Source organism: Pseudomonas orientalis (assembly GCF_002934065.1).
Classification (GTDB): domain Bacteria; phylum Pseudomonadota; class Gammaproteobacteria; order Pseudomonadales; family Pseudomonadaceae; genus Aquipseudomonas; species Aquipseudomonas orientalis_A.
In genome coordinates this window covers 3,284,668-3,311,518 of sequence record NZ_CP018049.1, presented here as the reverse complement: position 1 = coordinate 3,311,518, position 26,851 = coordinate 3,284,668, and the positions used below count along the sequence as shown (strand labels likewise).

Below are 26,851 nucleotides of genomic sequence, written 5' to 3'. Positions count from 1 at the left end.
TGTTTTAGTATTGTCGTCGGCAACGCGCGCCTGGTTCCATGAGCCGGTGTTTTCTTTTGTGATGCGTGTCGGAAAACTGTGTTTTTAATCGGGTTATTCTCTGAAGTTGTTCGACTCGTATTCTCGGGTCGTTGAACCTGTGATTTGCTGTCGCCGGATGACCTTGCACACGGGGCACCGCGGCTGTCTGTGCGGGTCTTAGATTTTTTAACGAGTATGCCATTCGTGCCGTAACGGCCGTTTTTTTGTGCTGCCCGCTCAAGCGGTCAGTGCTTTATCGATGTGGGGGCGTTTCCTTGGCAGTCAGTAATCTGGATATGCACGCGTTGTTCGTGCTGGGTGATTTGCGCGCAAAGTTGGTCAAGCAGTTTCAATCTCGTTTTGTCTACGTTACCGAACAGACGCCGGAAGGTATCTACATCGCCGAGATCGATACTGAAGCGGCGTTGGTCGTGGACGACAAGCCACGCCTGGAACTCAAGGTGGGCGATCATTTTCGCGCGGCGGTATTGCCCAGTCGCGAAGGTGGCAAGTTCGAACTGAAGTTTCGCGATATCAAATTGACCGTTTATGGGCTGGGCGACTACGCCTTTGTGTCTTCGGCTGAAGGCGAGGGCATTGTGTTCAAGGAAGGCCACAGCGTCATGCTGGTATTTGCCGCTCACGAACAATTGCAGGAAGGCCTGACCAAAACCCTCAAGGCCGTCACCGGCAAAGCCGCCAAGTGGCGCAAGGGCGAACTGGTGACGTTCAAGGCCAGCGAGTAACGCCCTGCACACGTGCTCTTTATTTCCCGGAACCTCTACTACAGTTGAGTTGACTTAACTACCAGAGAGGCTTCGCGCATAGCAGCAAAGCCGTCCGCTGATGGCTGCGATATCGCGAGGTGCGAAGCAATGAAAGGATTGAGAACGCTGTTGGCTGCATCGCTGACGAGCCTGGGCCTGGCCATGGCGTCAGTGCCGGTATCGGCCGCCCAGGCGCCGGTGCACTTTGCCGACCTGAACTGGGAAAGCGGCAGCCTGATCACCGAGGTGCTGCGGTTCATTGTCGAGAAGGGCTACGACTTGCCCACCGACACCTTGCCCGGTACCACCATCACCCTGGAAACCGCCCTGGCCAAGAACGACATTCAGGTGATCGGTGAAGAGTGGGCCGGCCGCAGCGCGGTCTGGGTCAAGGCCGAGGCGCAAGGCAAGGTGGTGGGCCTGGGCGATACGGTCAAGGGCGCCACCGAGGGGTGGTGGGTGCCGGAGTACGTGGTCAAGGGTGATCCGACCAAAAATATAAAACCGCTGGCCCCTGACTTGAAAAGCGTGGAGGACCTGGCGCGCTACAAGGATGTGTTCAAGGACCCGGAGTCACCGGGCAAGGGGCGCTTTCTCAATAGCCCCATAGGTTGGACTTCGGAAGTGGTCAACCGGCAAAAGCTCAAGGCTTACGGCCTGGACGACAGCTACGTGAACTTTCGCAGTGGCTCGGGGGCGGCGCTGGATGCGGAGATTGCTTCGTCGATTCGTCGGGGCAAGCCGGTGCTGTTCTACTATTGGTCGCCTACGCCGTTGATGGGCCGCTACAAGCTGATTCAACTGCAAGAGCCGCCGTTCGATGCGCAGGCCTGGAAGACGCTGACGGATGCGGACAATCCTGATCCCAAGCCGACGCGGTCGCTGGCGTCCAGGTTGAGTATCGGGGTGTCCACGCCATTCCAGAAAGAGCATCCGCAGATTGCGCAGTTTTTCGAGAAGGTTGAGTTTCCTATCGAGCCGCTTAATCAGGCGTTGGCGAAAATGAGTGAGAATCATACGCCGCCTCGGGAGGTGGCCCAGGTGTTTCTCAAGGCTCATCCTGAGGTGTGGAAGGCGTGGTTGACGGATGATGTGGCACTCAAGGTTGAGTCGGCCCTCAAGTGATTCGACAATATCGCTACCTGATGGCGATCCAAATGTGGGAGGGGCTTGCTCCCATGAAGGCGGGACAGCCTATAGCTATCTGAGTGATGCACTGCAATCCAAATGTGGGAGGGGGCTTGCCCCCGATGGCGGCCTCAGAGCCGACCAGGATGTTGGATTGGACCGCGTACATATCCGTTTCTGCGGTAACGACTGCTATGGGTTCCGCCCTTACGGCGGCTCACTTTTGAAAAGCCGGAATGCCGGCCCAGTCAAAAGTAAGCAAAACGCTCTTGCCCCACCACTCGGCACCTCGCCTAGGCTCGGTGTGCCCGAGCGAAGGCTTGAATCCGTGGGTCGCCGCAATGGGCCATCCATGGCCCAGTGCGGCTAACCCGGCGTCCTGCCGGGTTGCCCTCGGATTCAAGCCTGCGTTCGGCCAGCGTGGTTTAACGGGGCGCCTGAGATCAAGAGCAAAAGCGCGGCGGCCTTAGAGCCGACCGGTATCGTGTGTCGATCCGCGATCCAAATGTGGGAGGGGGCTTGCCCCCGATGCGGTGGGTCAGCCAGCTCTGTTGTCTCTGACCCACCGCCATCGGGGGCAAGCCCCCTCCCACATTGCTTGCATTTGAGCTTTAGAATCGGGTTTGTACAGCCACCTCGAACGTTCGCGGTGAGCCGAGGTAATACGCCGGTGATACGTGGGCGAATTCGGCATACACCTCATTGGTCAGGTTGCGCACCCGGCCGGTTATCGAGGTGTGTATGTCCACTTTATAGCGCAGAAAACTGCCAAACAGCGTGTAGGCCGGCACTGTCTGGGTGTTGGCATTGTCGGCATACACCTGGGCGACATGGCGCGCGTCTACGCCGCCTTGCCAATTTTCTGAAAAGTCATAGGTCAGCCATAGATTGCCCACGCGCTTGGGCACGTTGGTCGGCGTATTGCCTTTACGCGAGACCACCGCACCGCTGGCGGTTTTTTCGTTGAAATCGTCGTATTGCGCGTCCACCCAGGCGACGTTGCCTTCAGCCAGTAATCGGGGGGTGATGCGCAGCGAACTGGCCAGTTCGATGCCCCTGGATGACTGCGCACCCACGGGAATGCTGCGGGTGGGGTCCAGTGGGTCGGTTACCGCAAAGTCCTTGCGTTCGATCCTGTAGACGGCAAGCGTAGCGGCGCCGCGGCCTTCGAGGTAGTCGAACTTGCTGCCTATTTCCCATTGCTTGCCGGTCGATACGTCGAACACCTGAGTCGTGGTGCTCGGCTGTTCGGCGGCGGTGCTGTATTGCACGTAGACGTTGGCGGAGGGCATGAACTGGTAGGTCAAACCCACGCGCCCGGTCACCGGTTCCCAACTGCGCTGGAGGTGCCTGGGGTTGGCGGCTGTCACCGTTCTGTGGTTGGTCACGTCCAGGTCGATGGCGTCGTAGCGCAGGCCTGTGAGCAACGACAAGGTGTCGGTCAAGCCCAGGCGGTTTTCCACGAACAACGCTTTTGTAGTCACTGCACTGGTCTTGTCTTTGACGAAACCGGGTCGGGTGCCCGGTATGTCGTAGAAATGGCCGGGCTGATAGCCGTTCGGCTCGACGGTACTGTTGCCCGGCACGTTCAATGGGCTGTTGGTGGTGCTGTTGACCTTGTATTCCAAGCCCCCGGACCAGGTGGCGGCCAGGCCGAAGACAGCGTCCTCATGACGCAGCTCGAACTGGTTGCCGTTCTGCTCACCCTGATGCCGCACCTGATAGGCGGTGGAGCGGTTCACCGCGCTGTTGTCGGCGTTGTATTGGTAGGTCTCCAGGTTGCGGTAATCGCGCTGGCTGTCGAGGTGGTAGAGGGTGTTTTTCAGCGTAGTGCTGTCGTTGATCCGGTAATCGATGATCGAGCGTGCCCAGAGTGTGCGCTGCTCATAGCGTCCGTCCGCGACGTTGTAGTTGTTGAAACGGTTGTGCCTGTCGATCTTCAGTTCGCCGGCCTTGGGGTTGAGCACGGGAGTGCCCCAGTAGGGGCTGTCTTCGTGCTCGTCCTGATATTCCAGGGCCAGGGTGTGGGTCAGGTCCGGGGTCAAGTCGCTGAGCAGGGAAAACGCCATGCTCCAGGCCTCGCGCTGATCACGGTCAATGTAGCTGTGCTGGGTGTTGCGGCTCACATCCACGCGCGCGTAATGCTGCACGGCGGCACCCGGCTCGGTGAGCGCATGGTTGAGGCCCAGCGCCAGGCCGGCGGTATCGTGACTGCCATACGTCAACTGGCCTTCGGCGGCTTGTTCCTCCCGGCTGGCCAGTCTGGTCACGTAGTTCAGCGAGCCGCCTACGGAGCCTGCGCCATTGATCAGGGAGGAGGGGCCGCCGACCAGTTCGACACGGTCGTAGATCCACGCATCCACCGGCCGCGCCAGGCCCGTGGCGACGTTGATACCGTTGAACATCTGGGTGATCTGGCCGCTGGTGAAGCCACGGTATGAGACGAATCCTCCAAAGCCCGGTGGCGCGCTGGCGTTGACGCCGGGCAAGGTATTGGCTGCATCGCGAAAGGTCTTGGCGCCATGGCGCTCGATGTCGTTGCGTGTGGCGATGGCGATTGACGCCGGGGTTTCGCGCACGCTCAATCCCAGCCGCGACGCCATGCCGCTGGATTGATCCAGGGTCAGGCCGGCATCACGGGTTTGCTCGCCTTCGATAGTTGTAGGGGCCAGCTCAAAGGCTGCGGCGCAAACGGGCAGGCAACCGTACAGGCCCGCCAGCAAGGGTAAATGTTTCATAGTTGAATCCTGAAAACTTGGCGTGAAAGCAACGCACGACCGCGCGTATTCCCTGAGGGAGCAGTGGTCAGTGCAGAGGGACAGCGCAGGGATCAGGCAGAGGCGGGTGGCGCGCGTGGGTTGGCCGTGGGCCAGGTGAGGCGGGCAGGAATGTCGGCGGCGAGAACAATGGCCGCAGGTGGGGCGTGCGGTTGTGGCAGCACCGCTACATTCAGGTGACTGCTGAGCGCGGGGCCCATGCCGCCGGTGGAGCACAGCGGGCAACCGAAGGCCTTGGCCAGGGTTGGCAGGCTCTCATCGATAGAGTTCGATTGCACGGGCGCCTGGGTGCGCGGGTCGACCGTACAAAACTGGCCGCTGATGCCGTTGAGCTGCATCCCGAGCATCTGCCCGTGCCCGATGCTGCAGGCGAACACATTGAACAGGACGCAGCCATACAGCATCCAGGCAATGAGCGAGCGGTCGGTACGGGCGAGTTTCATGGGGCGGCACTTTACCATCAACTGCCGACGAAATACCTGCAAAAAATATCAGGACGTCTATGCTCCATCCCACATTTTCTGGGGAGCGCCCGCCATGAGCTTTGCTGTTGCGCGCTGGATCGTCGGGATTTTCACCTGCATCAGCATGGTGCATTTGTACTGGGCTGCCGGCGGCAAACGCGGCAGCCTGGCCGCCATTCCGCAATTGCCTGGCGAATTCGCCGGCGGGCCAAGGCCGGCGTTCAAGCCCTCGGCGCTGGGTACGTTCCTGGTGGCGATGGGATTGGTGGCGATTGCGCTGCTGGTCTGCCTGCGCGCCGGTTTGTATTTTTCGCCGGTATCCCATGGCGCGCTGCAATGGGGGATCAGCGCGATTGCCGTGGTGATGTTTGCCAGGGCAATCGGGGATTCCGAGTTGGTGGGGTTCTTCAAGAAGGTGGTGGGCTCAAGGTTCGCCCGGCTGGATACCTACTTTTATTCGCCGCTGTGCCTGGTGTTGGGTGCCGGCTTACTGATAGTGGCGTGGGCATGAGATAAGGCAATCTGATGGCCCCTCTGTAACAAAATTCTCGCCAGAATCGCTTTTATTTTCAGGTGGTTAGGTGGGAAAGCCCATGCGCACTGTTGGAATCATGCTGATTGCTTGCTCACTGGCCGGCGGCGCGGCAGCCGTGCAGGCCCGGGAGCTGCGCGAGGGCGACAAATATATGTGCAGCTGGGGCGCGGGCACGGCCGCCAGGGCTCAGGAACTGAAGCTTTCAGGGGTGTCGCTGTACGCAGCGCGGCAGAAGATCCAGACCCTCAAGTTCAACAAATCGTGGATGCGCATGATGGCCATGGGCATTACCGAGCAAACCTATGACAGCCGCTCACGGCTTAAACCCGAGGCGATTCGCCAGAGCTTCTACCAGGACTGCCTGCGCTATAAAGTGGCGCGCAAATAAGCGTCTTGCGCAGGTTTGCGCGGGGCGGTTTACAAATCCACGACAAATACCGTGTATGTATTTGCATACAATCGCGACCTTGATCAGGAGGCGTGTATGCAGGTGCTTATTCGAGCGGCGACCGTCGATGACCTCGACACGCTCATTTCAATCCGTACTTCTGTGGTGCAAAACCACCTGAGTGTTGAGCAGATGGTCGACCTGGGAATCACACCGCAGGTACTGGCCGACACCCTGCGCGCAGCCCGGTGTGCATGGGTCGCGCAAGTGGACGGACAAGCGGCCGCCTTCTCCATGGTCGACCTGGAGGCTGGCGAGGTGTTCGCGATGTTCGTGTTGCCCACTTACGAGAATCTGGGACTGGGACGGCAGTTGATGGCCGAGGCCGAGGCCGCATTATTCGAACATCACGACCGCGCGTATCTGTTCACCGATGGGCGCGATGGGATCCGCGCCAACGGGTTCTATCAGCGCGTGGGTTGGGTGAAGAGCGGCAGTGCAGAAGGTGACGACGTTCGCTATGAAAAGAGCAGGGCGCGCTGATCCCATGAGCACCCCAGTCCCTGAGTCATCCAATAGCTTGCGCAATTTCGTAGTGGGCGTGCTGGCGATTGCGGCGCTGCTGGGTGTCTATTTCGTACAACTCAACGCGGAGGCCGACCGCCAGCGTGAAGCCGCCGCCGAGCAGTTAGCGTTGTGCCTGCATCTGAAGCGGGTCGCCGGTGCAGCCACTTCAACCTCTGTCGAACTCGACGCGGCGTGCAGGCAATTGAATATCGAGTTTTTGAAAAGTGTAAAAGTGGAATAAATAATAACCTTTATTTATAAGTGGATAAGTTCGGTACAGCAGCGCTAACTTGCACCAAAAAGTGGCGTCGATAGCCCTCTTACCTTAAAAAACATGTGGTTATTGAACGACTTACAACGGTTTAATCCGACGAAAGGAATAAAATAATCTTGTGAGCCGATTTTACAGCCGCTACTATAGCCGGGCGTTTACCTCCCACGGTTTATGCATTTTTAAATCCCAAGTTTCCATCAGCTACTTGGGATTTTTTTTGCTTGTAATTTGATCTTCGCACTACCGCAGCGGCAACCCTTATCAGTCAGACCGCCGCATCAGAGGCGGCGCAGAAACGACTTGACGATGTGCCGCGTGGCGTCGGTGGTGTCCAGTTCGTCGAGTACGCCGTAGGCGTACCACTGGCATTCGACGATCTCGTTGCACGGTCGTGCCTCGTCGACATTCACCACCGAGGCCTCGAACACATGGTGCAGGGTGTCGCGGGCCTTCAGCTCCTGCAAGTACAGCAGGCTGTCCACGTTTAACCCGGTCTCTTCTTCCAGCTCGCGTTCCGCGGCGCCCACCGGGCGTTCGCCGCGCTCTACCTTGCCGCCCGGCAATGCCCACTTCGATCTGGCCTTGCGCACGAAGAGGATGTGCCCTTCGTGTTCGCAGATGACTGTGGCCCGTATTTTCATCGTTTATACCTGCTACGGGATGTATGTCATAAAAGTGTAATGCAATTGTCATGCTAAGTGGTTATGGCGCGCCGCAGCGTGTATGTGGATACTGCCCGATTGACGAAATGAACGAGGAGGGCAGATGAGCACCGTACGTTGGGGCATGATCGGCTGTGGCAGTGTGACCGAATTGAAGAGTGGACCCGCTTTCTACAAAGCGCCAGGTTCGGCCCTGGTGGCCGTAATGGGGCGCCGTGAGGAGGCCGCGCGCGATTATGCGACACGCCATGGCATTGCCCGCTTTTATACAGATGCCCAGGCCCTGATCGACGACCCGGAGGTGGACGCGGTGTACATCGCCACGCCACCCGACAGCCACCTCGAATACAGCTTGATGGTGGCGGCGGCAGGCAAACACTGCTGCGTCGAAAAACCGATGTCGTTGAACGCCGAACAGAGTGCGCTGATGCAACGCACCTTCGAGCGCGCCGGGCTGTATCTGTTTGTCTCCTACTATCGGCGCTCATTACCGCGCTTCCAGCAGGTGCGCACCTGGGTGAAGGAAGGCCGTATCGGCGAGTTGCGTCATCTGACCTGGACCCTGTGCAAGCCCGCGGCGCCGGCAGATACCAACCCAGGGAATTGGCGCACTGATCCGGCCATTGCCGGCGGTGGTTATTTTGCCGACCTGGCCAGCCATGGCTTTGACCTGTTCCAGTACCTGGCGGGCGATATCGTCGAGGTCTCGGGCTTTACCGCGCGTCAGGCCGGGCGCTATGCGGCGGAGGATGCGGTTACCGCGTGCTGGACCTTTGCCAGCGGCGCATTGGGCATGGGCTGCTGGAACTTCGTCGCAGACCGCCGCGAAGACCGGGTCGAACTGATCGGTAGCCGCGGGCGCATTACATTTGCGGTATTCGAAGACCAGCCGCTGCGCCTCGAAGGCGAGACCGACGAGGTGCTGGAGGTGCCTTGCCACGCGCATATCCAATGGCACCACGTACTCGCGATGAATGCCCATATTCGTGGCGAGGCCAAACACCCTTCGCTGGCGATCGAGGCGTTGAAGACCGATCGCATCCTCGACAAGGTATTACAACGTTACTCCCAACACCCTTAATCGTCGCGATAGCGTGATGCTTCACTTTTATTGAGAAGGATGTCGCGATGAAATACTGGATGCTGTTGTGGCTGTTGATCGTTACTGGCGCGACGGCGGCGCCGCGCAGTCAAGGGCTGGCGGGGGAGTTTGATTTCTATGTGTTGTCGCTGTCATGGTCGCCAACGTTTTGCCTGACGCACCCGAACAATGAACAGTGTTCGGGCAAGGGCTATGGGTTCGTACTGCATGGATTATGGCCGCAGTACGCCAAGGGCGGGTGGCCAGCCTCCTGTGCGCCGCAGTCGCCGTTGAGCGATGAAGCGATCGACAAGGGCGCCACGCTGTTCCCCACGCGTGCGTTACTCAAGCACGAATGGGCCAAACATGGCACCTGCAGCGGGCTTGAGCCGATGGAGTATCTGGAAAAGTCCGATACGGCGCTGGGCGCGGTTGTCATTCCGCAACAATTGCAGCCGTTCAATACGCCGCCATCATTATCGGCGAGCGAAATCGAGGCACTGTTTCGCGACAGCAACCCGCGCATGGGCAGCCACGGGATGGCCGTCATCTGCAAAGGCAAAGTGCTGTCTGAGGTGCGGGTATGCCTGACCAAGGACCTGACCTTTGCCGGTTGTCCGCGCAGTGTGAAAAGCCAGTGCCGGGATGGCGATATTCGCATCCCCACCCAGCGCTGAGCAGGCTTGAACACCGTCGGATGGGAGCTATGCAGAGCAACGGCGTTTTTCAAGGCTGCATCGCGACCCGATAGCGCTCATCGAAATCGTCTGCCAACTGCGCAAGGGTCACATCGCCCAGGCGCTTCAAAAGCAGGGCCTGGGCCTGTGCGAAGGCGTCCGTCAATGCCGCGTTGACGGCCTGTTCGACCAGGCATTGTGGGTGGTCGGTGGACAGGCCGATGGCAAAGATCGACGGCGTACCCAAGGCGTTGTGAATCTCCAGCAAGGTGATTTCACCCAAAGGCTTGCCCAGGGTCCAGCCACCCTGGTGACCCTTTTCCGAGCATACGTATCCCTTGTCCTTGAGCAGGCCGAGCGTGCGTCGCACCACTACGGGGTTAGTGCCAAGCATCTGAGCAATGGTCTGCGACGTCGCTCGCTCTTCATGGCGTCCCATGTGGATCAATACGTGCAGCATGCGCGAAAGCCGGGTGTCGTTTCTCATCCAGTCATCCCCAATCGATTCTGCGCAAAGTATCGTCCGTAACCTGAAAAGTTGCGAGAAGCTTGACGCGTTAATTTCATGTAACTTATGGTGTGTCTTGAAAGCGTGGAGACAATCTTTGCGCACTCAATGCGAGGCTACCTTCATGGTATACGACGTGATTATTGTGGGCGGCAGCTACGCTGGCCTGTCCGCGGGCCTGCAACTGGCGCGGGCGCGACGCACCGTGCTGGTGATCGATGCGGGCCAGCGGCGCAATCGGTTTGCGGCGACATCCCATGGCTTTCTCGGCCAGGACGGGCAGACGCCGGAGGCCATCGCCGCCGAAGGTCGCAGCCAGTTGATGGAGTATCCGAGCGTGACCTGGGTGCAGGACTTCGTCATGGTGGCCACTGCACAGCCTGACGGATTCAGTGTGCGTACTGAAGGCAGCGGGGAGTTCAAGGCCAGGCGCTTGATCCTGGCCACCGGCGTGGTGGACGAGTTGCCTCCCATCGAGGGCTTGGCGGAGCGCTGGGGCAAGCGCGTGTTTCACTGCCCTTATTGCCATGGCTATGAGCTGGACCAAGGCCGTATAGGTGTGTTGGCCACGTCTGCCCTGGCGATGCACCACGCGCTGATGTTGCCGGATTGGGGCGCTACCACCTTGTTCACCGACGGTGTCTTCACCCCGGACGCCGAGCAACAGGCGCAGCTGGATCGGCGTGGGGTGAGCGTGGAAAGTGGCCGCGTACGCCGCGTCCAGGGTGAGCGCGCCGACTTGCAATTGCACGACGGCCGGGTATTCAATCTCGACGGGATCTTCACGATGTCGCGCACCCGCATCAGCGCCTTGGCGCAGCAACTGGGATGTGAGCTGGCCGATGGTTCCACCGGGCCATACCTGCACACCAACGAAACCCGCCAGACCTCCGTGCCCGGTGTGTTTGCCTGCGGTGATACCTCCCTGGCTGCTGGCTCCGTGGCACTGGCCGTCGCCGAGGGCGTGCGCGCCGGAGTGGGGGCGCATTTTTCGTTGATCAGTCAGGGCTGATTGGGCGCGCTGCTACGAGGCAAAAGGTCATTTTGTTCAATACGCTGAACCTTTATCTCTTTATCGTGATCCCGACTTCGTTTGGCATCACATAAGGAACTGCAATGAGCTTGACTCTTTCCATGGCTGCCTTTGCCCTGGCCACGTCGATCACGCCGGGACCGGTGAATGTGGTCGCCTTGAGTGCCGGTGCGCGTTTCGGGTTTGTCGCCAGCCAGAAACACGTGTTCGGTGCAGCCGTCGGCTTCACCTTATTGTTGGTGCTGATCGGCCTGGGGTTGCATGAAGTGCTGCTGCGCTGGCCGATCCTGACCCAGTTGATCCAGTGGGGTGGTGTGGCGTTCCTGCTGTATATGGCTTGGAAACTTGCCGTGGACGATGGCCGCCTGGACGCCGACGCCAGCGCCACAGCGCCGTCGATGCTGTACGGCGCGGTCATGCAGTGGCTCAATCCGAAAGCCTGGTTGGCGTGTGTGGCGGGGATGGGATTGTTTGTGGGCGATGGCGACGCCGGGCAGGTGTTGCTGTTTGCGGCACTCTACCTGGTGATCTGCTACCTGTCGGTGGCGTGTTGGGCCTACGCCGGAACCTTTCTGCGGCGCTACCTGCGCAATCCCAAGGGTGTGAGAGTCTTCAACCGCTCCATGGCCGCGTTGCTGGTGGCCAGTGTGGGTTATTTGCTGATGGCTTGAGCGTTTCGCGGTATTGCCCGGGCGTGGCGGCGAAATGCTGCTTGAACGCACGCTGGAAATGCGCCTGGTCGGCAAAGCCTGCGGCCAGGGCGACATCGGCGATCAGCGCGCCATTGCGCAGTTGAGTGCGGGCGAACTGGATGCGGTGGTTGACCAGGAACGCATGGGGCGTCAGCCCGTAATAGTGCTTGAAGGCGCGGATCAGGTAGGACGGCGACAGCTCGGCCGCGAGGCAAATGTCCTCGAGCTTCAAGGCCTCGGTACAGTGTTCACGGATGTAGTCGGCAGCCCGCTCCAGCTTGTGATTGACCTCGCGCATGGGGGTGAGGGAAGGGTTCAGGCGTTGCTGCACTTCGCTGAAGTAGCCCACCAGCGCGCTCTGTTTGTGCAGCAGTTCGGCCCGTTCATCCACCAACAGCCGGTACAGCGCCAGCAAGCCGTTGTACAACGCGGTGTCCCGCGTATGGGGCGTGTTGAACGCACGGTAACCCTGGTCGGTGCTGAACCCCAGCTGATGCTGCAGGTCGGTCAACCAGGGCGTGTCGAGATAGAGCATATGGTAGGACCAATGCTCGTTTTCGATGGGATTGCACGCATGCACGTCGCCGGGGTTCATCAACACCACGGTGCCGGCGCTGATCACGAAGGTCTGTTCGCCATAGTGGTAATAGCTGCGCCCGGCGGTGATAGCGCCAATGGAAAAATGCTCATGGGCGTGGCGGGTGTAGGTGACCTTGCGCCCATCGGCAATGGTGCGCGCCTCGATGAACGGCAGACGCTCGTCGCGCCAGAAACGCGGCGCATGCGCAGGGTGAGCGGGGCTGTTCAACGACATGGCGGTAGCTCCTGCCTGTTATGCGGGCGCCAGAAAGGCCGCTTCCAGCAATTGCCGAGTATAGGCATGTTGCGGGTTGGCGAAAATCGTCGCGGCATCCCCTTGCTCCACGACCTGGCCCTGCTTGACCACCATCAACTGATGACTCAGCGCCTTGACCACCGCCAGGTCATGGCTGATGAACAGGTAGGTCAGGTTGTACTTGGCCTGCAAGCCGCGCAGCAGTTCCACCACCTGGCGTTGCACCGTACGGTCCAGCGCCGACGTCGGTTCGTCCAGCAGGATCAGGCGCGGCTTGAGCACCAGGGCGCGGGCAATGGCGATGCGCTGGCGCTGGCCACCGGAAAACTCATGGGGGTAGCGATGCCGCGATTGCGGGTCCAGGCCAACCTCCTTGAGCGCGGCGATGATCGCGGCTTCCTGCTCGGCCGGCGTGCCCATCTTGTGAATGCGCAACCCTTCGCCAACGATCTCGCTGACGCACATGCGCGGGCTCAGGCTACCGAAGGGGTCCTGGAACACCACCTGCATTTCCCGGCGCAGCGGGCGTACCTGTTGCTGGGTGAGCCGATCAAGCTGCTGGCCTTCGAAGCGAATCCCGCCCTGGCTGCCAATCAAGCGCAGGATCGCCAGGCCCAGGGTGGATTTGCCCGAGCCGCTTTCGCCGACGATGCCCAGGGTCTGCCCCTGGGGCAGGCTGAAGTTGATGCCGTCCACGGCCTTGACGTAATCGACGGTGTTGCGCAAAAAGCCTTTCTTGATCGGGAACCAGACTTTCAGATCGTCCACTTCCAGCAGCGTTGGCCCCACGGCATTGCCGGCCGGCCCGCCGCTGGGTTCGGCCGCCAGCAGTTCCTGGGTGTAAGGGTGTTGCGGCGCCTGGAACAGCGTCTCGCAGTCGGCCTGCTCGACGATGCAGCCCTGTTGCATCACGCACACCCGGTGAGCGATCCGGCGGACCAGGTTCAGGTCGTGGCTGATCAGCAGCAACGCCATGCCCAGGCGCGCCTGCAGTTCCTTGAGCAGTTCCAGGATCTTCAGTTGCACCGTCACGTCGAGGGCCGTGGTCGGCTCATCGGCAATCAGCAGTTCCGGCTCGTTGGCCAGGGCCATGGCGATCATCACGCGCTGGCGCTGGCCTCCGGAGAGTTCATGGGGCAGCGCCTTGAGGCGTTTGTGCGGCTCGGGAATGCCCACCAGTTCCAGCAGTTCCAGGGTGCGCCGGGTGGCGACCTTGCCGGTGAGGCCCTTGTGCAGGCCGAGCACTTCATTGATCTGTTTTTCGATGCAGTGCAGCGGGTTCAGCGAGGTCATCGGCTCCTGGAAGATCATCGCGATGCGGTTGCCGCGAATGTGCCGCAGGGTCTTTTCCTTGAGCGTCAGCAGGTCTTGACCGGCGTAGCTGATGGTACCGGACGGGTGCCGCGCCAGAGGGTAGGGCAAGAGGCGCAGGATCGAATGCGCCGTCACCGATTTGCCCGAGCCGCTTTCGCCGACCAGGGCCAGGGTTTCGCCGCGCTTGATATCGAAGCTGACGTGATTGACCACGCGATGCTGATGCTCGCCGGTGACGAACTCGACACTGAGGTCGCGGATTTCGATCAGATTGTCCTGATTCATCTCATTTCCTCGGGTCGAAGGCATCGCGAGCGGACTCGCCGATAAACACCAGCAGGCTCAACATGATCGCCAGCACGGCAAACGCGCTCATGCCCAGCCACGGCGCCTGCAGGTTGGATTTGCCCTGGGCCACCAGTTCGCCCAGTGACGGTGAGCCGGCCGGCAGGCCGAAACCCAGGAAATCCAGGGCGGTGAGGGTGCCGATGGCGCCGGTGAGGATGAACGGCATGAACGTCATGGTCGAGACCATCGCATTGGGCAGGATATGGCGAAACATGATCGCGCCGTTCTGCATGCCCAGCGCACGGGCCGCGCGCACGTATTCGAGGTTGCGCCCTCGCAGGAACTCGGCACGCACCACGTCCACCAGGCTCATCCACGAGAACAACAGCATGATGCCCAGCAGCCACCAGAAGTTGGGTTGCACGAAGCTGGCGAGAATGATCAGCAGGTACAGCACCGGCAACCCGGACCAGATCTCCAGGAAGCGTTGCCCGGCCAGGTCCACCCAGCCGCCATAGAAACCCTGCAGGGCGCCGGCGATCACGCCGATGATCGAGCTGAGCACGGTCAGCGTCAACGCGAACAGCACCGATACGCGAAACCCGTAGATGACCCGCGCCAGGACATCGCGGCCCTGGTCATCGGTGCCCAGCAGGTTGACGCTCGACGGCGGCGCGGGGGCCGGCACTTTCAGGTCGTAGTTGATGCTCTGGTAGCTGAACGGGATCGGAGCCCACAAGGTCCAGGCATCCTTGGCCTTGAGCAGTTCCTGGATATACGGGCTCTTGTAGTTGGCTTCCAGGGGGAACTCGCCGCCGAAGGTGGTTTCCGGGTAGCGCTTGAGCGCCGGGAAATACCAGTCGCCGTCAAAGTGCACGGCCAGGGGCTTGTCGTTGGCAATCAATTCGGCGCCCAGGCTCAGCACGAACAGGATCAGGAACAGCCACAGTGACCACCAGCCACGCTTGTTCGCCTTGAACCGCTCGAACCGGCGGCGATTGAGGGGGGACAGGTTCATCTCAATGCTCCCGGCTGGCGAAGTCGATCCGCGGATCGACCAGGGTGTAGGTGAGGTCGCCGATCAGTTTCACGATCAGCCCCAGCAGGGTAAAGATAAACAGCGTACCGAACACCACCGGATAGTCGCGGTTGATCGCCGCTTCAAAGCTCATCAGGCCCAGGCCATCGAGGGAGAAGATCACTTCCACCAGCAACGAGCCGGTAAAGAAGATACCGATAAAGGCCGAGGGGAAACCGGCGATCACCAGCAGCATCGCGTTGCGAAACACATGGCCGTAGAGCACGCGGTGGTTGGTCAGGCCCTTGGCCTTGGCGGTGACCACGTACTGTTTGTTGATCTCGTCGAGAAAGCTGTTCTTGGTCAGCAGGGTCATGGTGGCGAAGTTGCCGATCACCAGGGCGGTCACGGGCAGGGCCAGGTGCCAGAAGTAATCGAGAATTTTGCCGCCCCAGCTCAATTCGTCGAAGTTGTTCGACGTGAGCCCGCGCAAGGGGAACCAGTCCAGGTAACTGCCGCCGGCAAACACCACGATCAGCAGGATGGCGAACAGGAACGCCGGGATCGCATAGCCGACGATGATTGCCGAGCTGGTCCACACATCGAAGTGACTGCCGTGACGCGTGGCCTTGGCGATGCCCAGGGGGATCGACACCAGGTACATGATCAGAGTGCTCCACAACCCGAGGGAAATCGACACCGGCATCTTCTCCCTGATCAGGTCGATGACCTTGGCGTCACGGAAGAAGCTGTCGCCGAAGTCCAGCCGGGCGTAGTTCTTGACCATGATCCACAAGCGTTCCGGTGCCGACTTGTCGAAACCGTACATTTTCTCGATTTCCTTGATCAGCGCCGGGTCCAGGCCCTGGGCGCCACGGTAGCTGCTGGAGCCGGCCACCGAGACTTCGGCGCCGCCACCGGCAATGCGGCTGGTGGCACCGTCAAAGCCTTCGAGCTTGGCGATCATCTGCTCCACCGGACCGCCCGGGGCGGCCTGGATGATGACGAAGTTGATCAGCAGGATCCCGAACAGCGTGGGGATGATCAGCAACAGGCGACGAACAATATAGGCCAGCATTCAATCGCCTCCGCTCGCCGCTTCGGCGCTTTGCGTGGTGTCCAGGGGAACCGCCGGTTTGACGTCGGGTTTGGCCCACCAGGTGGCGGTGCCGACGTCATAGCGCGGTGAGACTTTCGGGTGGCCGAGGTGGTCCCAATACGCCACACGGAACGTCTTGATGTGCCAGTTGGGAATCACGTAGTAGCCAAACTGCAGCACGCGGTCCAGTGCCCTGGCGTGGGCGATCAGGCTTTTGCGCGAGTCGGCGTCGATCAGCTGCTCGACCAACTGATCGACGGCGGGGTCCTTGAGCCCCATGTAGTTGCGGCTGCCCGGTTTGTCGGCGCTGGACGACTTCCAGAACTCACGCTGCTCATTACCCGGTGAAGTGGATTGCGGAAAGCTGCCGACCAGCATGTCGAAATCCCTTGAGCGCAGGCGGTTGACGAACTGCGACACGTCGACCCGGCGAATCACCAGGTCGATACCCAGGTCGGCCAGGTTGCGCTTGAACGGTAACAGGATGCGCTCGAACTCGGTCTGGGCCAGCAGGAATTCGATGGTCACCGGTTTGCCGGTGGTGTCGACCATCTTGTCATCGACGATCTTCCAGCCGGCTTCCTGCAGCAACTGGTACGCCTGGCGCTGCTGCGCGCGGATCATGCCGCTGCCGTCGGTTTTGGGCGGTTCGAACGCCTGGGTGAAGACCTCGGCGGGGATTTTATCGCGCAGCGGTTCGAGAATGGCCAGTTCATCCGGGCCGGGCAGGCCGGTGGCGGCCATTTCCGAGTTCTCGAAGTAACTGCGGGTGCGCGTGTAGGCGCCGTTGAACAGCTGTTTGTTGCTCCATTCGAAATCCAGCAACAGGCTGATGGCCTTGCGTACCCGCACGTCCTGGAACATCGGTTTGCGCGTGTTGAACACGAAACCCTGCATGCCGGTGGGGTTGCCGTTGGGGATTTCTTCCTTGATCAAACGACCCTGGGCCACGGCCGGAATGTTGTAGGCGTTGGCCCAGTTTTTCGCACTGAACTCCAGCCAATAGTCGAACTGCCCGGCTTTCAGGGCTTCCAGGGACACCGTGCTGTCGCGGTAATAATCGGTGATGCGGTTATCGAAGTTATAGAAACCCTTGGCCACCGGCAGATCCCTGGCCCAGTAGTCCTTGACCCGCTCGTAGCGAATCATGCGCCCGGCCTTGACCTCGGCCACCTTGTACGGGCCACTGCCCAGCGGTATTTCCAGATTGCCTTTGGAAAAGTCGCGGTTGGCCCACCAGTGCTTGGGCAGCACCGGCAATTGCCCGAGGATCAGTGGCAGCTCGCGGTTGTTGGTGCGCTTGAATTTGAACAGCACCCGCAGCGGGTCTTCGGCGACCACTTCATCCACGTCGGCGTAGTAGGTGCGGTAGAGCGGGGTGCCGTCCTTGATCAGGGTCTGGAAGGTGAACACCACGTCTTCGGCGCGGATCGGGTGGCCGTCATGGAAGCGTGCCTCGGGGCGCAGGTAGAAGCGCACCCAGCTGTTGTCCGGGGCCTTCTCGATCTTGCCGGCCACCAGGCCGTATTCGGTAATGGGCTCGTCCAGGCTCTGCATCGCCAGCGTGTCGTAGATCAGCGGCAGATTGTCCGCCGGTACGCCTTTGCTGATGTAGGGGTTGAGACTGTCGAAGCCGCCCATGGCCGATTCGCGGAAGGTGCCGCCTTTGGGGGCGTCGGGGTTGACGTAGTCGAAATGCTTGAAGTCGGCGGGGTACTTGGGGGGCTCGTTATAGAGCGTCAACGCATGTTGCGGGGCGGCCTGCGCCGCGCCGCACAGCAACAGGCCGGCCAATACAGTACTGCGCAAGGACATCATTGGGCTTTCTCCGAAGCTTTCAGCCACCACGCGCTCAAGCCCAGGCTGTAGGGCGGCGTGGTGACAAAGGCGAACCGGTTGCGGTACGCCAGGCGATGATAGTTGAGGTACCAGTTGGGAATGCTGTAGTGCTGCCAGAGCAGCACCCGGTCCAGGGCGCGACCGGCAGCCAGCTGTTCTTCGCGGGTCTGTGCCGCGAGCAGTTGTTCGAGCAGGTGATCGACCACAGGGTTGGCGATGCCCGCGTAATTCTTGCTGCCCTTGATGGTGGCCTGGCTGGAATGAAAATACTGCCATTGTTCCAGCCCTGGGCTGAGGGTCTGGTTGAGGGTGACCAGGACCATGTCGAAGTCGAACTGATCCAGGCGCTGCTTGTACTGTGCGCGGTCAACGGTGCGCAGGCGCGCGTCGATGCCGATACTGATCAGGTTCTCGACATAGGGCTGCAGGATGCGCTCCAGGTTCGGATTGACCAGCAGGATTTCCAGGCGCAGCGGTTGCCCGTCCTTGTTCAGCAGGCGTTGGCCGGACAGCTTCCACCCGGCCTCGCCAAGCAGGGCCAGGGCACGGCGCAGGGTTTCACGCGGGATGCCGCGACCGTCGGTCTGCGGCAGGCTGAAGGCCTGGGTGAACAGGTTGGCCGGCAGTTGCTCGCGGTAGGGCGAAAGCATCAGCCACTCGTGCCCGACCGGCACGCCCGTGGCCGAGAACTCGCTGTTGGGGTAATAGCTCAAGGCGCGTTTGTAGGCGCTGCTGAACAGGGTGCGGTTGGTCCATTCGAAGTCGAACATCAACCCCAGGGCTTCGCGCACCCTGGTCTGGCTGAAGGCCGGTCGCCGGCTGTTGATGAACAGGCCCTGGCTCTGGGTGGGAATCCGGTGGGCGATCTGCGCCTTGATGACCTCACCGCGATTCACTGCCGGGAAGTTATAGCCGGTGGTCCAGTTCTTGGCCTGGTGCTCGATATAAATGTCGAATTCGCCCGCCTTGAAGGCTTCAAAGGCGACGTCGCTGTCGCGGTAGAACTCCACCTCGACCTTGTTGTAGTTATATAAACCCTGGTTGACCGGCAGGTCCTTGCCCCAGTAATCCTTGATCCGTTCGAACACCAGCTGGCGACCAGGGGTGACCTTGCTGATGCGGTATGGCCCGCTGCCCAGTGGCGGTTCGAACGTGGTGGCCTTGAAGTCGCGATGCTTCCAGTAATGCTGGGGCAGCACCGGCAGCTCGCCCAGGCGCAGGATCAGCAGCGGGTTGCCGGCGCGCTTGAAGACAAAGCGGATGCGATGGCGATTGAGCACATCGACCCGCGCCACTTCCTGCAGGTGGGTACGGTACTGCGGGTGGCCTTCGGTCAACAGGGTGCGATAGGAAAATGCCACGTCGTCGGCGGTAATCGGCGTGCCGTCGTGAAAACGCGCCTCGTGGCGCAGGTTGAACACCACCCAGCTGCGGTCTTCGCTGTATTCCACCGATTGGGCAATCAGGCCGTAGCTGGACGTCGGCTCGTCACCGGACGGCGCGTACTGGCCGGTGCCGACCATCAGCGGCTCGTTGAGCTCGTTGACGCCGTACTGCAGGAAGTTGGGGGTGGAAACCGGGCTGGAGCCCTTGAAGGTGTAGGGGTTGAGGGTGTCGAACGTGCCAAAGGCCATCACCCGCAGTGTGCCGCCTTTGGGCGCTGCAGGGTTTACCCAATCGTAATGGGTGAATTTGGCCGGGTACTTGAGCGTGCCGAACTGCGCGTAACCGTGGCTCTCGGTAATCGTCGCGTTCGCCGCAAAGCTCAAGGCCAGACTTATCAGTAGAAGGAGGGGACGCTTCAAGTCAGAGATCCGATCCGGGCGGCTTGGGCTTTATGATCGGTACAGTAACAGCTTGTTCCGGATGGAAAAAGGCTGCTGAGAACACTGAAGATCCAATGTGGGAGGGGGCTTGCCTCCGATAGCGGTGGGTCAGTCAATAGACGGGCTGACTGACCCACCGCAATCGGGGGCAAGCCCCCTCCCACATGAGTTCCTCGGTGTTTCTGAGGCCTCAGCGCGGGCCTGACACCACCAGCATCTGCCCAGGCTTCAATGCCTGGCCGGTACGCGGGTTCCAGCGCTTGAGGTGTTGCATCTCGACATTGAAGCGCTTGGCGACCATGTACAGCGAATCGCCTTTCTTGACCTTGTACTGCACCGGCTTTTTCGCGGCGGCTTTGCGCGTGTCCTGCATCACCAGGGTCTGGCCGACCTTGAGGGCCTGGCCGTTGAGCTTGTTCCAACGCTGCAGGTCGTGCACATCGACCTTGTTGGCCTTGGCGATCAGCGTGAGGTTGTCGCCGTTGCGCACTTTGTAGCTGCGGGTACGCCCGGCAACCGTCTTGGTCTCGACTTCGTCGAACACCGGCTTTTTCGGGCGCATGCTCAACAACTCTTCGGGCTTCATCATCGACAGGGTGCTGGTGAGCAGTTGCGCCTTGGAGGTGGGCACCAGCAGATGCTGGGGCCCATCCAGGGTGGTGCGTTGTTTCAGGGCCGGGTTGAGCTGGAACAGCTCGTCTTCATCGATTTCCGCCAGCGCGGCGACCCGGGACAGGTCCATGCTTTGCTTGACTTCAACCACTTCGAAATACGGCGTGTTGGCGATCGGGTTCAGGTTGACGCCATAGGCCTCGGGGGCCAGCACCACCTGGGACAGCGCCAGGAACTTGGGCACGTAGTCCTTGGTTTCCTGGGGCAGGGGCAGGTTCCAGTAGTCTGTCGGCAGGCCAAGCTTCTCGTTGCGCTCGATGGCCCGGCTGACCGTGCCTTCCCCCGCATTGTAGGCCGCCAGGGCCAGCAGCCAGTCGCCGTTGAACATGTCATGCAGACGGGTCAGGTAGTCCAGGGCGGCGGTGGTGGAGGCGGTGATATCGCGGCGGCCATCGTAGGCGCGGGTCTGGCGCAGGTTGAAGTAGCGCCCGGTGGAGGGGATGAACTGCCACAGGCCGACCGCATCGCTGCGCGAATAGGCCATTGGGTTGTAGGCACTTTCAATCACTGGCAGCAGCGCCAGCTCCAGGGGCATGTTGCGTTCTTCAAGGCGTTCGACGATGTAATGAATATAGAGGCTGCCGCGTTCCCCGGCGTTTTCCAGGAAGGACGGGTTGCTGGCGAACCACAGGCGTTGTTGCTCGATGCGTGGGTTGACGCCGACACCGTCCTGCAATTGAAAGCCCCGACGCATGCGCTCCCAGACATCCTGGGGCACTTCGGGGCTGGGCTTCTCTGAGAGCCAGATAGGTTTTTGCTTGATCTTGGCAGCAAGATTGGGTTTGGGTTGCACGGTGGATTGTGCAGCGTAATGGGTCGATTGGCAGCCCGCCAGAGTTGCGGAAACGGCCACCGCCACGGCTTGAGCCAGGCGGGTCAATGCGTCTGAAGAAATGGATTTACGAATAGATGACGACATTGGCTGGAAGTAAGTTCCGGGCAAAAATGTCGGGCGATTCTAGAAAGCGCTTTGGTTCCGGTCAACCATTCAGAAATTTCGTATCAGATCGCTTCGGCTTAGAACTTATCTTTCCAGGCCCTCAAGCTAGCAAACACCTCGGCCCCAGAGCGGTTGTCGCGTCCATTCCGTTCGTCCGCTTTTTGTTTAACGGATGTTTCAGAGGTGCGCAGGAAAGGGTTAGTGCGTTTTTCAAGCGCCAGGTTGGACGGCAGCGTCATCTCGCCACGCGCCCGCAACTGAGCGACTTGCGCAACCCGCTCAGCGATGTCGGTGTTATGCGGTTCCACGGCTTGGGCAAACTTGAGGTTACTTTGTGTGTATTCGTGGGTGCAGTACATCAGGGTGTCAGCGGGCAGGGCGGCCAGGCGCTCAAGCGAGGTATGCATCTGCTCCGGCGTGCCTTCGAACAGGCGACCGCAACCGGCGGCAAACAGCGTGTCGCCGCACAACAACACGCCTTGATGGTAATAAGCGATGTGGCCGAGGGTGTGGCCGGGCACTGCGTACACGGCGAAGTCCAGGCCGAGCACGGTAATGCGGTCGTTGTCCTGCAAGTCGACGTCCCTGGCCGGGATGTTTTCGTTCGCGGGGCCGTAGACCTTGGCGCCGGTGAGTTTTTTGAGTTGCTCGACACCGCCGACATGATCATGGTGATGGTGAGTCACCAGGATGTCGCCGAGTACCCAGGAAGGGTTCTGCTCAAGCCAGGCGATGACCGGCGCGGCGTCACCGGGATCGACCACGGCGCAACGTCGGGTTTGCTCATCCTGTAACAACCAGATGTAGTTATCGGTGAAGGCGGGCAGGGCACTGATCTGTATCATTCTTCGATTCGCCAAGCTGAACACATTGGTGCATCTTAGAACGTCTAGGCGAATTGGAGAATGCAATGACTGATAAAGCGTTCGCCCAGGCCGATCCCGAGTGGCTGGCTCTGATCGGTGCCGCCCGCGAATGGCTGTCCGGGCCGCTGGGGCAATTGCTGCTGGATGAAGAGCGGCGCATGCTCGAAGACGAGCTGGGCCGGTTCTTTGGCGGCTACCTGGTGCATTACGGCCCCTCGGCCGAGTCGCCGCCGTGCGCACCGCAGGTGCAACGCAATGTACGCCTGGGGGCGCCGTTGCCGGGCGTGGAAATCGTCTGCGAGGAGCAGGCCTGGCCGTTGAGCGAACACGCCGCCGATGTGGTGGTGCTGCAGCACGGCCTGGATTTCTGCCTGTCTCCCCACGGTTTATTGCGCGAAGCCGCGAGCAGCGTGCGCCCGGGTGGCCATTTGCTGATTATTGGCATCAACCCCTGGAGCAGTTGGGGCCTGCGCCACCTGTTCGCCCATGACGGTTTGCGCCAGGCGCGTTGCATTGCGCCTTCGCGGGTCGGCGACTGGTTGAACCTGCTGGGCTTCGCGCTGGAGAAACGCCGCTTCGGGTGCTATCGTCCGCCGCTTGCGTCCGCCAAGTGGCAGGGCCGCCTCGCTGGCTGGGAACGCCGCGCAGGCGCCTGGCAACTGTCGGGTGGCGGCTTCTATTTATTGGTGGCACGCAAGATCGTGGTCGGGCTGCGCCCGGTGCAGCAAGTGCGCCGCGAACCGCTCGGCAAGCTGGTGCCAATGCCGCTGGCCAAGGTCAACCGCGAACAACGTCAACCGTAAAACCTCATTTTGATTCAGGCCGAATAACCGATGACCGATAGTGTAGAACTCTTCACCGATGGCGCCTGCAAGGGCAACCCCGGCCCCGGCGGCTGGGGCGCATTGCTGGTGTGCAAGGGCGTGGAGAAGGAGTTGTGGGGCGGCGAAGCCAATACCACCAACAACCGCATGGAGCTGATGGGCGCCATTCGTGGCCTCGAAGAGCTCAAGCGGCGCTGCAACGTCCTGCTGGTGACCGACTCGCAATATGTGATGAAGGGCATCAACGAGTGGATGGTCAACTGGAAGAAGCGCGGTTGGAAAACGGCGTCCAAGGAGCCGGTCAAGAATGCCGACCTGTGGCAATTGCTCGATGAGCAATGCAACCGCCATGACATCACCTGGAAATGGGTGCGCGGGCATATCGGCCATCCAGGCAACGAGCGTGCCGACCAACTGGCCAACCGTGGCGTGGATGAAGTGCGCGGCTACAAGCAGAGCTGATGCCGGCTGACGTGTTAACATCGCGCCCCTTGAACACACTACACCGTTGAGAGCTGAACCCTGATGGCCATCCGATCCGTTGTACTCGATACCGAAACCACCGGCATGCCGGTGACCGATGGTCACCGGATCATCGAAATCGGTTGTGTCGAACTGATGGGGCGCCGCCTGACCGGTCGTCACTTCCACGTCTACCTGCAACCGGACCGCGACAGTGACGAAGGCGCGATCGGCGTCCACGGCATCACCGACGAATTCCTCAAGGGCAAGCCGCGCTTTGCCGAAGTGGCCGATGAGTTTTTCGAGTTCATCAACGGCGCCCAACTGATCATCCATAACGCGGCGTTCGACGTCGGCTTCATCAATAATGAATTTGCCCTGATGGGGCAGATGGACCGAGCGGATATTTCCCGGCACTGCTCGATCCTCGACACCTTGATGATGGCCCGCGAGCGTCACCCCGGCCAACGCAACAGCCTTGATGCCTTGTGCAAGCGTTATGGCGTCGACAACTCCGGGCGTGAACTGCACGGCGCCTTGCTCGACTCCGAGATCCTGGCTGACGTTTACCTGACCATGACTGGTGGGCAGACCAGCCTGTCGCTGGCCGGTAATGCAACCGATGGCAGCGGTTCGGCGGAAGGCTCGGGCAATCGCCCCTCGGAGATCCGTCGCCTGCCGGCAGACCGCAGGCCCACGCCTGTCATCCGTGCCAGCGAGCAGGATCTGGCCGAGCATGTCGCGCGGTTGGAAGCGATTGCCAAGGCGGCCGGCGCACCGGCGTTGTGGACCCAACTGACGCAACAATAATCCTGGCACCCTACGATCGTTCCCACGCTCTGCGTGGGAATGCATCCTGTGACGCTCCGCGTCACGCCGTCAAGAGCGGACGCAGAGCGTCCAAGGCGGCATTCCCACGCGGAGCGTGGGAACGATCAGCATCAACAGTTGATCCCGACTGTCTTCGAAATCTTCATTCGCCACATTCGCTTCCAGCCTCTACCCTGAGTGCAAGCCCTCAGGAGTAGGCGCGCTCATGTACAAAGACCTGAAGTTTCCCGTCCTTATCGTGCACCGTGACATCAAGGCCGACACCGTTGCCGGTGACCGGGTTCGCGGCATCGCCAGGGAGTTGGAGCAGGAGGGCTTCAGTATCTTTTCTGCCGTGGACTACGCCGAAGGGCGGTTGGTGGCGTCCACCCACCACGGCCTGGCGTGCATGCTGATCGCAGCGGAAGGCGCCGGGGAAAACACCCACTTGCTGCAGAACATGGTCGAGCTGATCCGCCTGGCGCGGGTGAGGGCGCCCAACCTGCCGATCTTCGCCCTGGGCGAGCAAGTCACCCTGGAAAACGCCCCGGCTGATGCCATGAGCGAACTCAACCAGTTGCGCGGCATTCTGTATCTGTTCGAAGACACCGTACCGTTTCTGGCGCGCCAGGTCGCCCGCGCTGCGCGCACCTACCTCGATGGCCTGCTGCCGCCGTTCTTCAAGGCCCTGGTGCAACACACCGCCGACTCCAATTACTCATGGCATACCCCGGGCCACGGCGGTGGCGTGGCCTATCGCAAAAGCCCGGTGGGGCAGGCGTTTCATCAGTTCTTTGGGGAGAACACCCTGCGCTCGGACCTGTCTGTTTCCGTCCCCGAACTGGGCTCGCTGCTCGATCACACCGGGCCGCTGGCCGAAGCCGAAGCCCGCGCCGCCCGCAATTTCGGCGCCGACCATACGTTCTTCGTGATCAACGGCACCTCCACCGCCAACAAAATCGTCTGGCACTCCATGGTAGGCCGCGACGATCTGGTACTGGTGGACCGCAATTGCCACAAGTCGGTGCTGCATTCGATCATCATGACCGGCGCGATCCCGTTGTACCTGTGCCCGGAACGCAACGAACTGGGGATCATCGGCCCCATCCCCTTGAGTGAGTTCAGCCCCGAATCGATCCGCGCCAAGATCGACGCCAGCCCGCTGGCCCGGGGCCGCCCGGCGAAGGTCAAGCTGGCGGTGGTGACCAATTCCACCTACGACGGCCTGTGCTACAACGCCGAACTGATCAAGCAGCAATTGGGCAACAGTGTGGAGGTGCTGCACTTCGATGAGGCCTGGTATGCCTACGCGGCGTTCCACGAGTTTTTCGCCGGGCGCTATGGCATGGGCACGTTGCGTACGCCGGACAGCCCGTTGGTGTTCACCACGCACTCCACCCACAAGTTGCTGGCGGCCTTCAGTCAGGCATCGATGATCCATGTGCAGGATGGCGGTGCGCGGCAGCTGGACCGCGACCGCTTCAACGAAGCGTTCATGATGCATATTTCCACCTCGCCGCAATACAGTATCATCGCCTCCCTGGACGTGGCATCGGCCATGATGGAAGGTCCGGCGGGTCGCTCGCTGTTGCAGGAAATGTTCGACGAGGCCCTGAGTTTCCGCCGTGCACTGGCCAATCTGCGTCAGCATATCGCCGCCGACGATTGGTGGTTTTCCATCTGGCAGCCACCCTCGGTGGCCGGTATCGACCGGGTCGCCACGGCCGACTGGCTGCTGCACCCCCAGGACGACTGGCATGGTTTCGGCGACGTGGCTGAAGATTATGTGCTGCTGGACCCGATCAAGGTCACGCTGGTGATGCCCGGCCTCAACGCCGGTGGCGCCTTGAGCGATTGCGGGATTCCCGCCGCCGTGGTCAGCAAGTTCCTCTGGGAGCGCGGCCTGGTGGTGGAGAAGACCGGGCTGTATTCTTTCCTGGTGTTGTTTTCGATGGGCATCACCAAAGGCAAGTGGAGTACCTTGCTCACCGAGTTGCTGGAGTTCAAGCGCAGCTATGATGCCAATGCCAGCCTGGCCAGTTGCCTGCCTTCGGTATATGCCCAGGGCCCGGTCCGTTATCAAGGCCTGGGGTTGCGCGATCTGTGCAACCAGTTGCACAGTTGCTATCGCAGTAATGCGACAGCCCGGCACCTCAAGCGTATGTACACGGTGTTGCCGCAGATCGCGATGAAGCCGGCCGACGCCTACGATCAGTTGGTCAGGGGGGAAGTGGAAGCCGTTTCCATCGATGCCTTGCCAGGACGCATCGCAGCCGTGATGCTGGTGCCCTATCCGCCGGGCATCCCGTTGATCATGCCGGGCGAGCGCTTTACCGAGTCAACGCGTTCGATCGTCGATTACCTGGCGTTCGCCCGCACGTTCGATAGCAGTTTCCCCGGCTTCGTCGCTGATGTGCATGGGCTGCAACATGAAGATGACGGCAGTGGTCGTTGTTACACCGTCGATTGCATCAAAGGTTAAGG

Annotated in this window: 26 protein-coding genes; 14 read left to right on the top strand and 12 right to left on the bottom strand. The window is 60.8% G+C overall.

Annotation, left to right across the window (positions count from 1 at the left end; genetic code table 11):
• Positions 1-296: 296 nt before the first annotated feature.
• Both BOP93_RS14820 and BOP93_RS14815 read left to right on the top strand, forming a co-directional pair.
• A complete protein-coding gene (locus BOP93_RS14820; RefSeq protein WP_057725140.1) occupies positions 297-767 on the top strand; it encodes a hypothetical protein in 471 nt (156 codons plus the stop codon).
• Between the two features lie 129 nt (positions 768-896).
• Positions 897-1,913, top strand: coding sequence for an ABC transporter substrate-binding protein (locus BOP93_RS14815; protein ID WP_104503229.1), 1,017 nt, complete (start codon positions 897-899; stop codon positions 1,911-1,913).
• Between the two features lie 614 nt (positions 1,914-2,527).
• Here the strand turns inward: BOP93_RS14815 and BOP93_RS14805 are convergent.
• Complete coding sequence (locus BOP93_RS14805) at positions 2,528-4,654, bottom strand: TonB-dependent receptor (RefSeq protein ID WP_104503228.1); 2,127 nt, start codon at positions 4,652-4,654, stop codon at positions 2,528-2,530.
• Positions 4,655-4,746: 92 nt separating this feature from the next.
• Entirely contained in the window at positions 4,747-5,136 is a 390-nt protein-coding gene (locus BOP93_RS14800) for a DUF2946 domain-containing protein (protein WP_104503227.1), read from the bottom strand.
• 94 nt (positions 5,137-5,230) lie between these two features.
• On the opposite strand from BOP93_RS14800, the gene BOP93_RS14795 reads away from it, so the two are divergent.
• The 4 genes from BOP93_RS14795 to BOP93_RS14780 all read left to right on the top strand — a co-directional run bounded on the left by BOP93_RS14795 (position 5,231) and on the right by BOP93_RS14780 (position 6,888).
• Positions 5,231-5,668, top strand: coding sequence for a DUF3995 domain-containing protein (locus tag BOP93_RS14795; RefSeq protein ID WP_104503226.1), 438 nt, complete (start codon positions 5,231-5,233; stop codon positions 5,666-5,668).
• Positions 5,669-5,750: 82 nt separating this feature from the next.
• Positions 5,751-6,080, top strand: a complete 330-nt coding sequence (locus BOP93_RS14790; RefSeq protein WP_104503225.1) for a hypothetical protein — start codon at positions 5,751-5,753, stop codon at positions 6,078-6,080.
• Between the two features lie 96 nt (positions 6,081-6,176).
• Complete coding sequence (locus BOP93_RS14785; protein WP_104503224.1) at positions 6,177-6,623, top strand: GNAT family N-acetyltransferase; 447 nt, start codon at positions 6,177-6,179, stop codon at positions 6,621-6,623.
• Positions 6,624-6,627: 4 nt separating this feature from the next.
• Positions 6,628-6,888: a hypothetical protein gene (locus tag BOP93_RS14780; protein ID WP_104503223.1), complete on the top strand. Its 261-nt coding sequence runs from the start codon at positions 6,628-6,630 to the stop codon at positions 6,886-6,888.
• A gap of 311 nt (positions 6,889-7,199) precedes the next feature.
• Here the strand turns inward: BOP93_RS14780 and BOP93_RS14775 are convergent, their stop codons facing one another.
• Positions 7,200-7,562, bottom strand: coding sequence for an NUDIX hydrolase (locus BOP93_RS14775; RefSeq protein ID WP_104503222.1), 363 nt, complete (start codon positions 7,560-7,562; stop codon positions 7,200-7,202).
• Between the two features lie 124 nt (positions 7,563-7,686).
• Between BOP93_RS14775 and BOP93_RS14770 the strand changes: the two genes are divergently transcribed.
• Together BOP93_RS14770 and BOP93_RS14765 are read left to right on the top strand one after the other, a co-directional pair.
• Positions 7,687-8,664 carry a Gfo/Idh/MocA family protein gene (locus BOP93_RS14770; protein WP_104503221.1) on the top strand — a complete coding sequence of 326 codons (978 nt, stop codon included), beginning with the start codon at positions 7,687-7,689 and terminating at the stop codon, positions 8,662-8,664.
• Between the two features lie 47 nt (positions 8,665-8,711).
• Positions 8,712-9,341, top strand: a complete 630-nt coding sequence (locus BOP93_RS14765; RefSeq protein WP_104503220.1) for a ribonuclease T2 family protein — start codon at positions 8,712-8,714, stop codon at positions 9,339-9,341.
• Between the two features lie 49 nt (positions 9,342-9,390).
• On the opposite strand, the gene BOP93_RS14760 is transcribed toward BOP93_RS14765, so the two are convergent.
• The gene (locus BOP93_RS14760) at positions 9,391-9,828 is read right to left on the bottom strand and encodes an RrF2 family transcriptional regulator (protein WP_104503219.1); all 438 of its coding nucleotides are present in this window, start codon (positions 9,826-9,828) and stop codon (positions 9,391-9,393) included.
• Between the two features lie 145 nt (positions 9,829-9,973).
• On the opposite strand from BOP93_RS14760, the gene BOP93_RS14755 reads away from it, so the two are divergent.
• Together BOP93_RS14755 and BOP93_RS14750 are read left to right on the top strand one after the other, a co-directional pair.
• On the top strand, positions 9,974-10,861 hold the full coding sequence (locus BOP93_RS14755; protein WP_104503218.1) for an NAD(P)/FAD-dependent oxidoreductase: 888 nt from the start codon (positions 9,974-9,976) through the stop codon (positions 10,859-10,861).
• 104 nt (positions 10,862-10,965) lie between these two features.
• Positions 10,966-11,553, top strand: coding sequence for a LysE family translocator (locus BOP93_RS14750; protein WP_104503217.1), 588 nt, complete (start codon positions 10,966-10,968; stop codon positions 11,551-11,553).
• Here the strand turns inward: BOP93_RS14750 and BOP93_RS14745 are convergent.
• The 8 genes from BOP93_RS14745 to gloB all read right to left on the bottom strand — a co-directional run bounded on the left by BOP93_RS14745 (position 11,495) and on the right by gloB (position 22,250).
• Positions 11,495-12,388, bottom strand: coding sequence for an AraC family transcriptional regulator (locus tag BOP93_RS14745; protein WP_104503216.1), 894 nt, complete (start codon positions 12,386-12,388; stop codon positions 11,495-11,497). The genes BOP93_RS14750 and BOP93_RS14745 overlap by 59 nt on opposite strands.
• An 18-nt stretch (positions 12,389-12,406) precedes the next feature.
• A complete protein-coding gene (locus tag BOP93_RS14740) occupies positions 12,407-14,008 on the bottom strand; it encodes an ABC transporter ATP-binding protein (protein ID WP_104503215.1) in 1,602 nt (533 codons plus the stop codon).
• Between the two features lies 1 nt (position 14,009).
• Entirely contained in the window at positions 14,010-15,029 is a 1,020-nt protein-coding gene (locus BOP93_RS14735) for an ABC transporter permease (RefSeq protein ID WP_017738565.1), read from the bottom strand.
• 1 nt (position 15,030) lies between these two features.
• A complete protein-coding gene (locus BOP93_RS14730) occupies positions 15,031-16,107 on the bottom strand; it encodes a microcin C ABC transporter permease YejB (protein WP_104503214.1) in 1,077 nt (358 codons plus the stop codon).
• Positions 16,108-17,946: an extracellular solute-binding protein gene (locus BOP93_RS14725; RefSeq protein ID WP_104503213.1), complete on the bottom strand. Its 1,839-nt coding sequence runs from the start codon at positions 17,944-17,946 to the stop codon at positions 16,108-16,110.
• Positions 17,943-19,772 (bottom strand): extracellular solute-binding protein, encoded by a 1,830-nt coding sequence (locus BOP93_RS14720; RefSeq protein ID WP_104503212.1) that lies wholly within the window; start codon positions 19,770-19,772, stop codon positions 17,943-17,945. Before BOP93_RS14720 ends, BOP93_RS14725 begins: the two co-directional genes overlap by 4 nt.
• A 211-nt stretch (positions 19,773-19,983) precedes the next feature.
• Positions 19,984-21,384, bottom strand: a complete 1,401-nt coding sequence (locus BOP93_RS14715) for a transglycosylase SLT domain-containing protein (RefSeq protein ID WP_065895368.1) — start codon at positions 21,382-21,384, stop codon at positions 19,984-19,986.
• A gap of 98 nt (positions 21,385-21,482) precedes the next feature.
• Positions 21,483-22,250 (bottom strand): hydroxyacylglutathione hydrolase, encoded by a 768-nt coding sequence (gene gloB / locus BOP93_RS14710; RefSeq protein WP_104503211.1) that lies wholly within the window; start codon positions 22,248-22,250, stop codon positions 21,483-21,485.
• 65 nt (positions 22,251-22,315) lie between these two features.
• Between gloB and BOP93_RS14705 the strand changes: the two genes are divergently transcribed.
• The 4 genes from BOP93_RS14705 (at position 22,316) to BOP93_RS14690 (ending at position 26,849) form a co-directional block, all read left to right on the top strand.
• A complete protein-coding gene (locus BOP93_RS14705) occupies positions 22,316-23,074 on the top strand; it encodes a class I SAM-dependent methyltransferase (protein ID WP_104503210.1) in 759 nt (252 codons plus the stop codon).
• A gap of 30 nt (positions 23,075-23,104) precedes the next feature.
• A complete protein-coding gene (gene rnhA / locus BOP93_RS14700; RefSeq protein ID WP_057725161.1) occupies positions 23,105-23,557 on the top strand; it encodes a ribonuclease HI in 453 nt (150 codons plus the stop codon).
• Between the two features lie 69 nt (positions 23,558-23,626).
• Positions 23,627-24,367: a DNA polymerase III subunit epsilon gene (gene dnaQ / locus BOP93_RS14695; RefSeq protein WP_163001637.1), complete on the top strand. Its 741-nt coding sequence runs from the start codon at positions 23,627-23,629 to the stop codon at positions 24,365-24,367.
• Between the two features lie 226 nt (positions 24,368-24,593).
• Complete coding sequence (locus tag BOP93_RS14690; RefSeq protein ID WP_065933533.1) at positions 24,594-26,849, top strand: Orn/Lys/Arg decarboxylase N-terminal domain-containing protein; 2,256 nt, start codon at positions 24,594-24,596, stop codon at positions 26,847-26,849.
• Positions 26,850-26,851 lie beyond the last annotated feature (2 nt).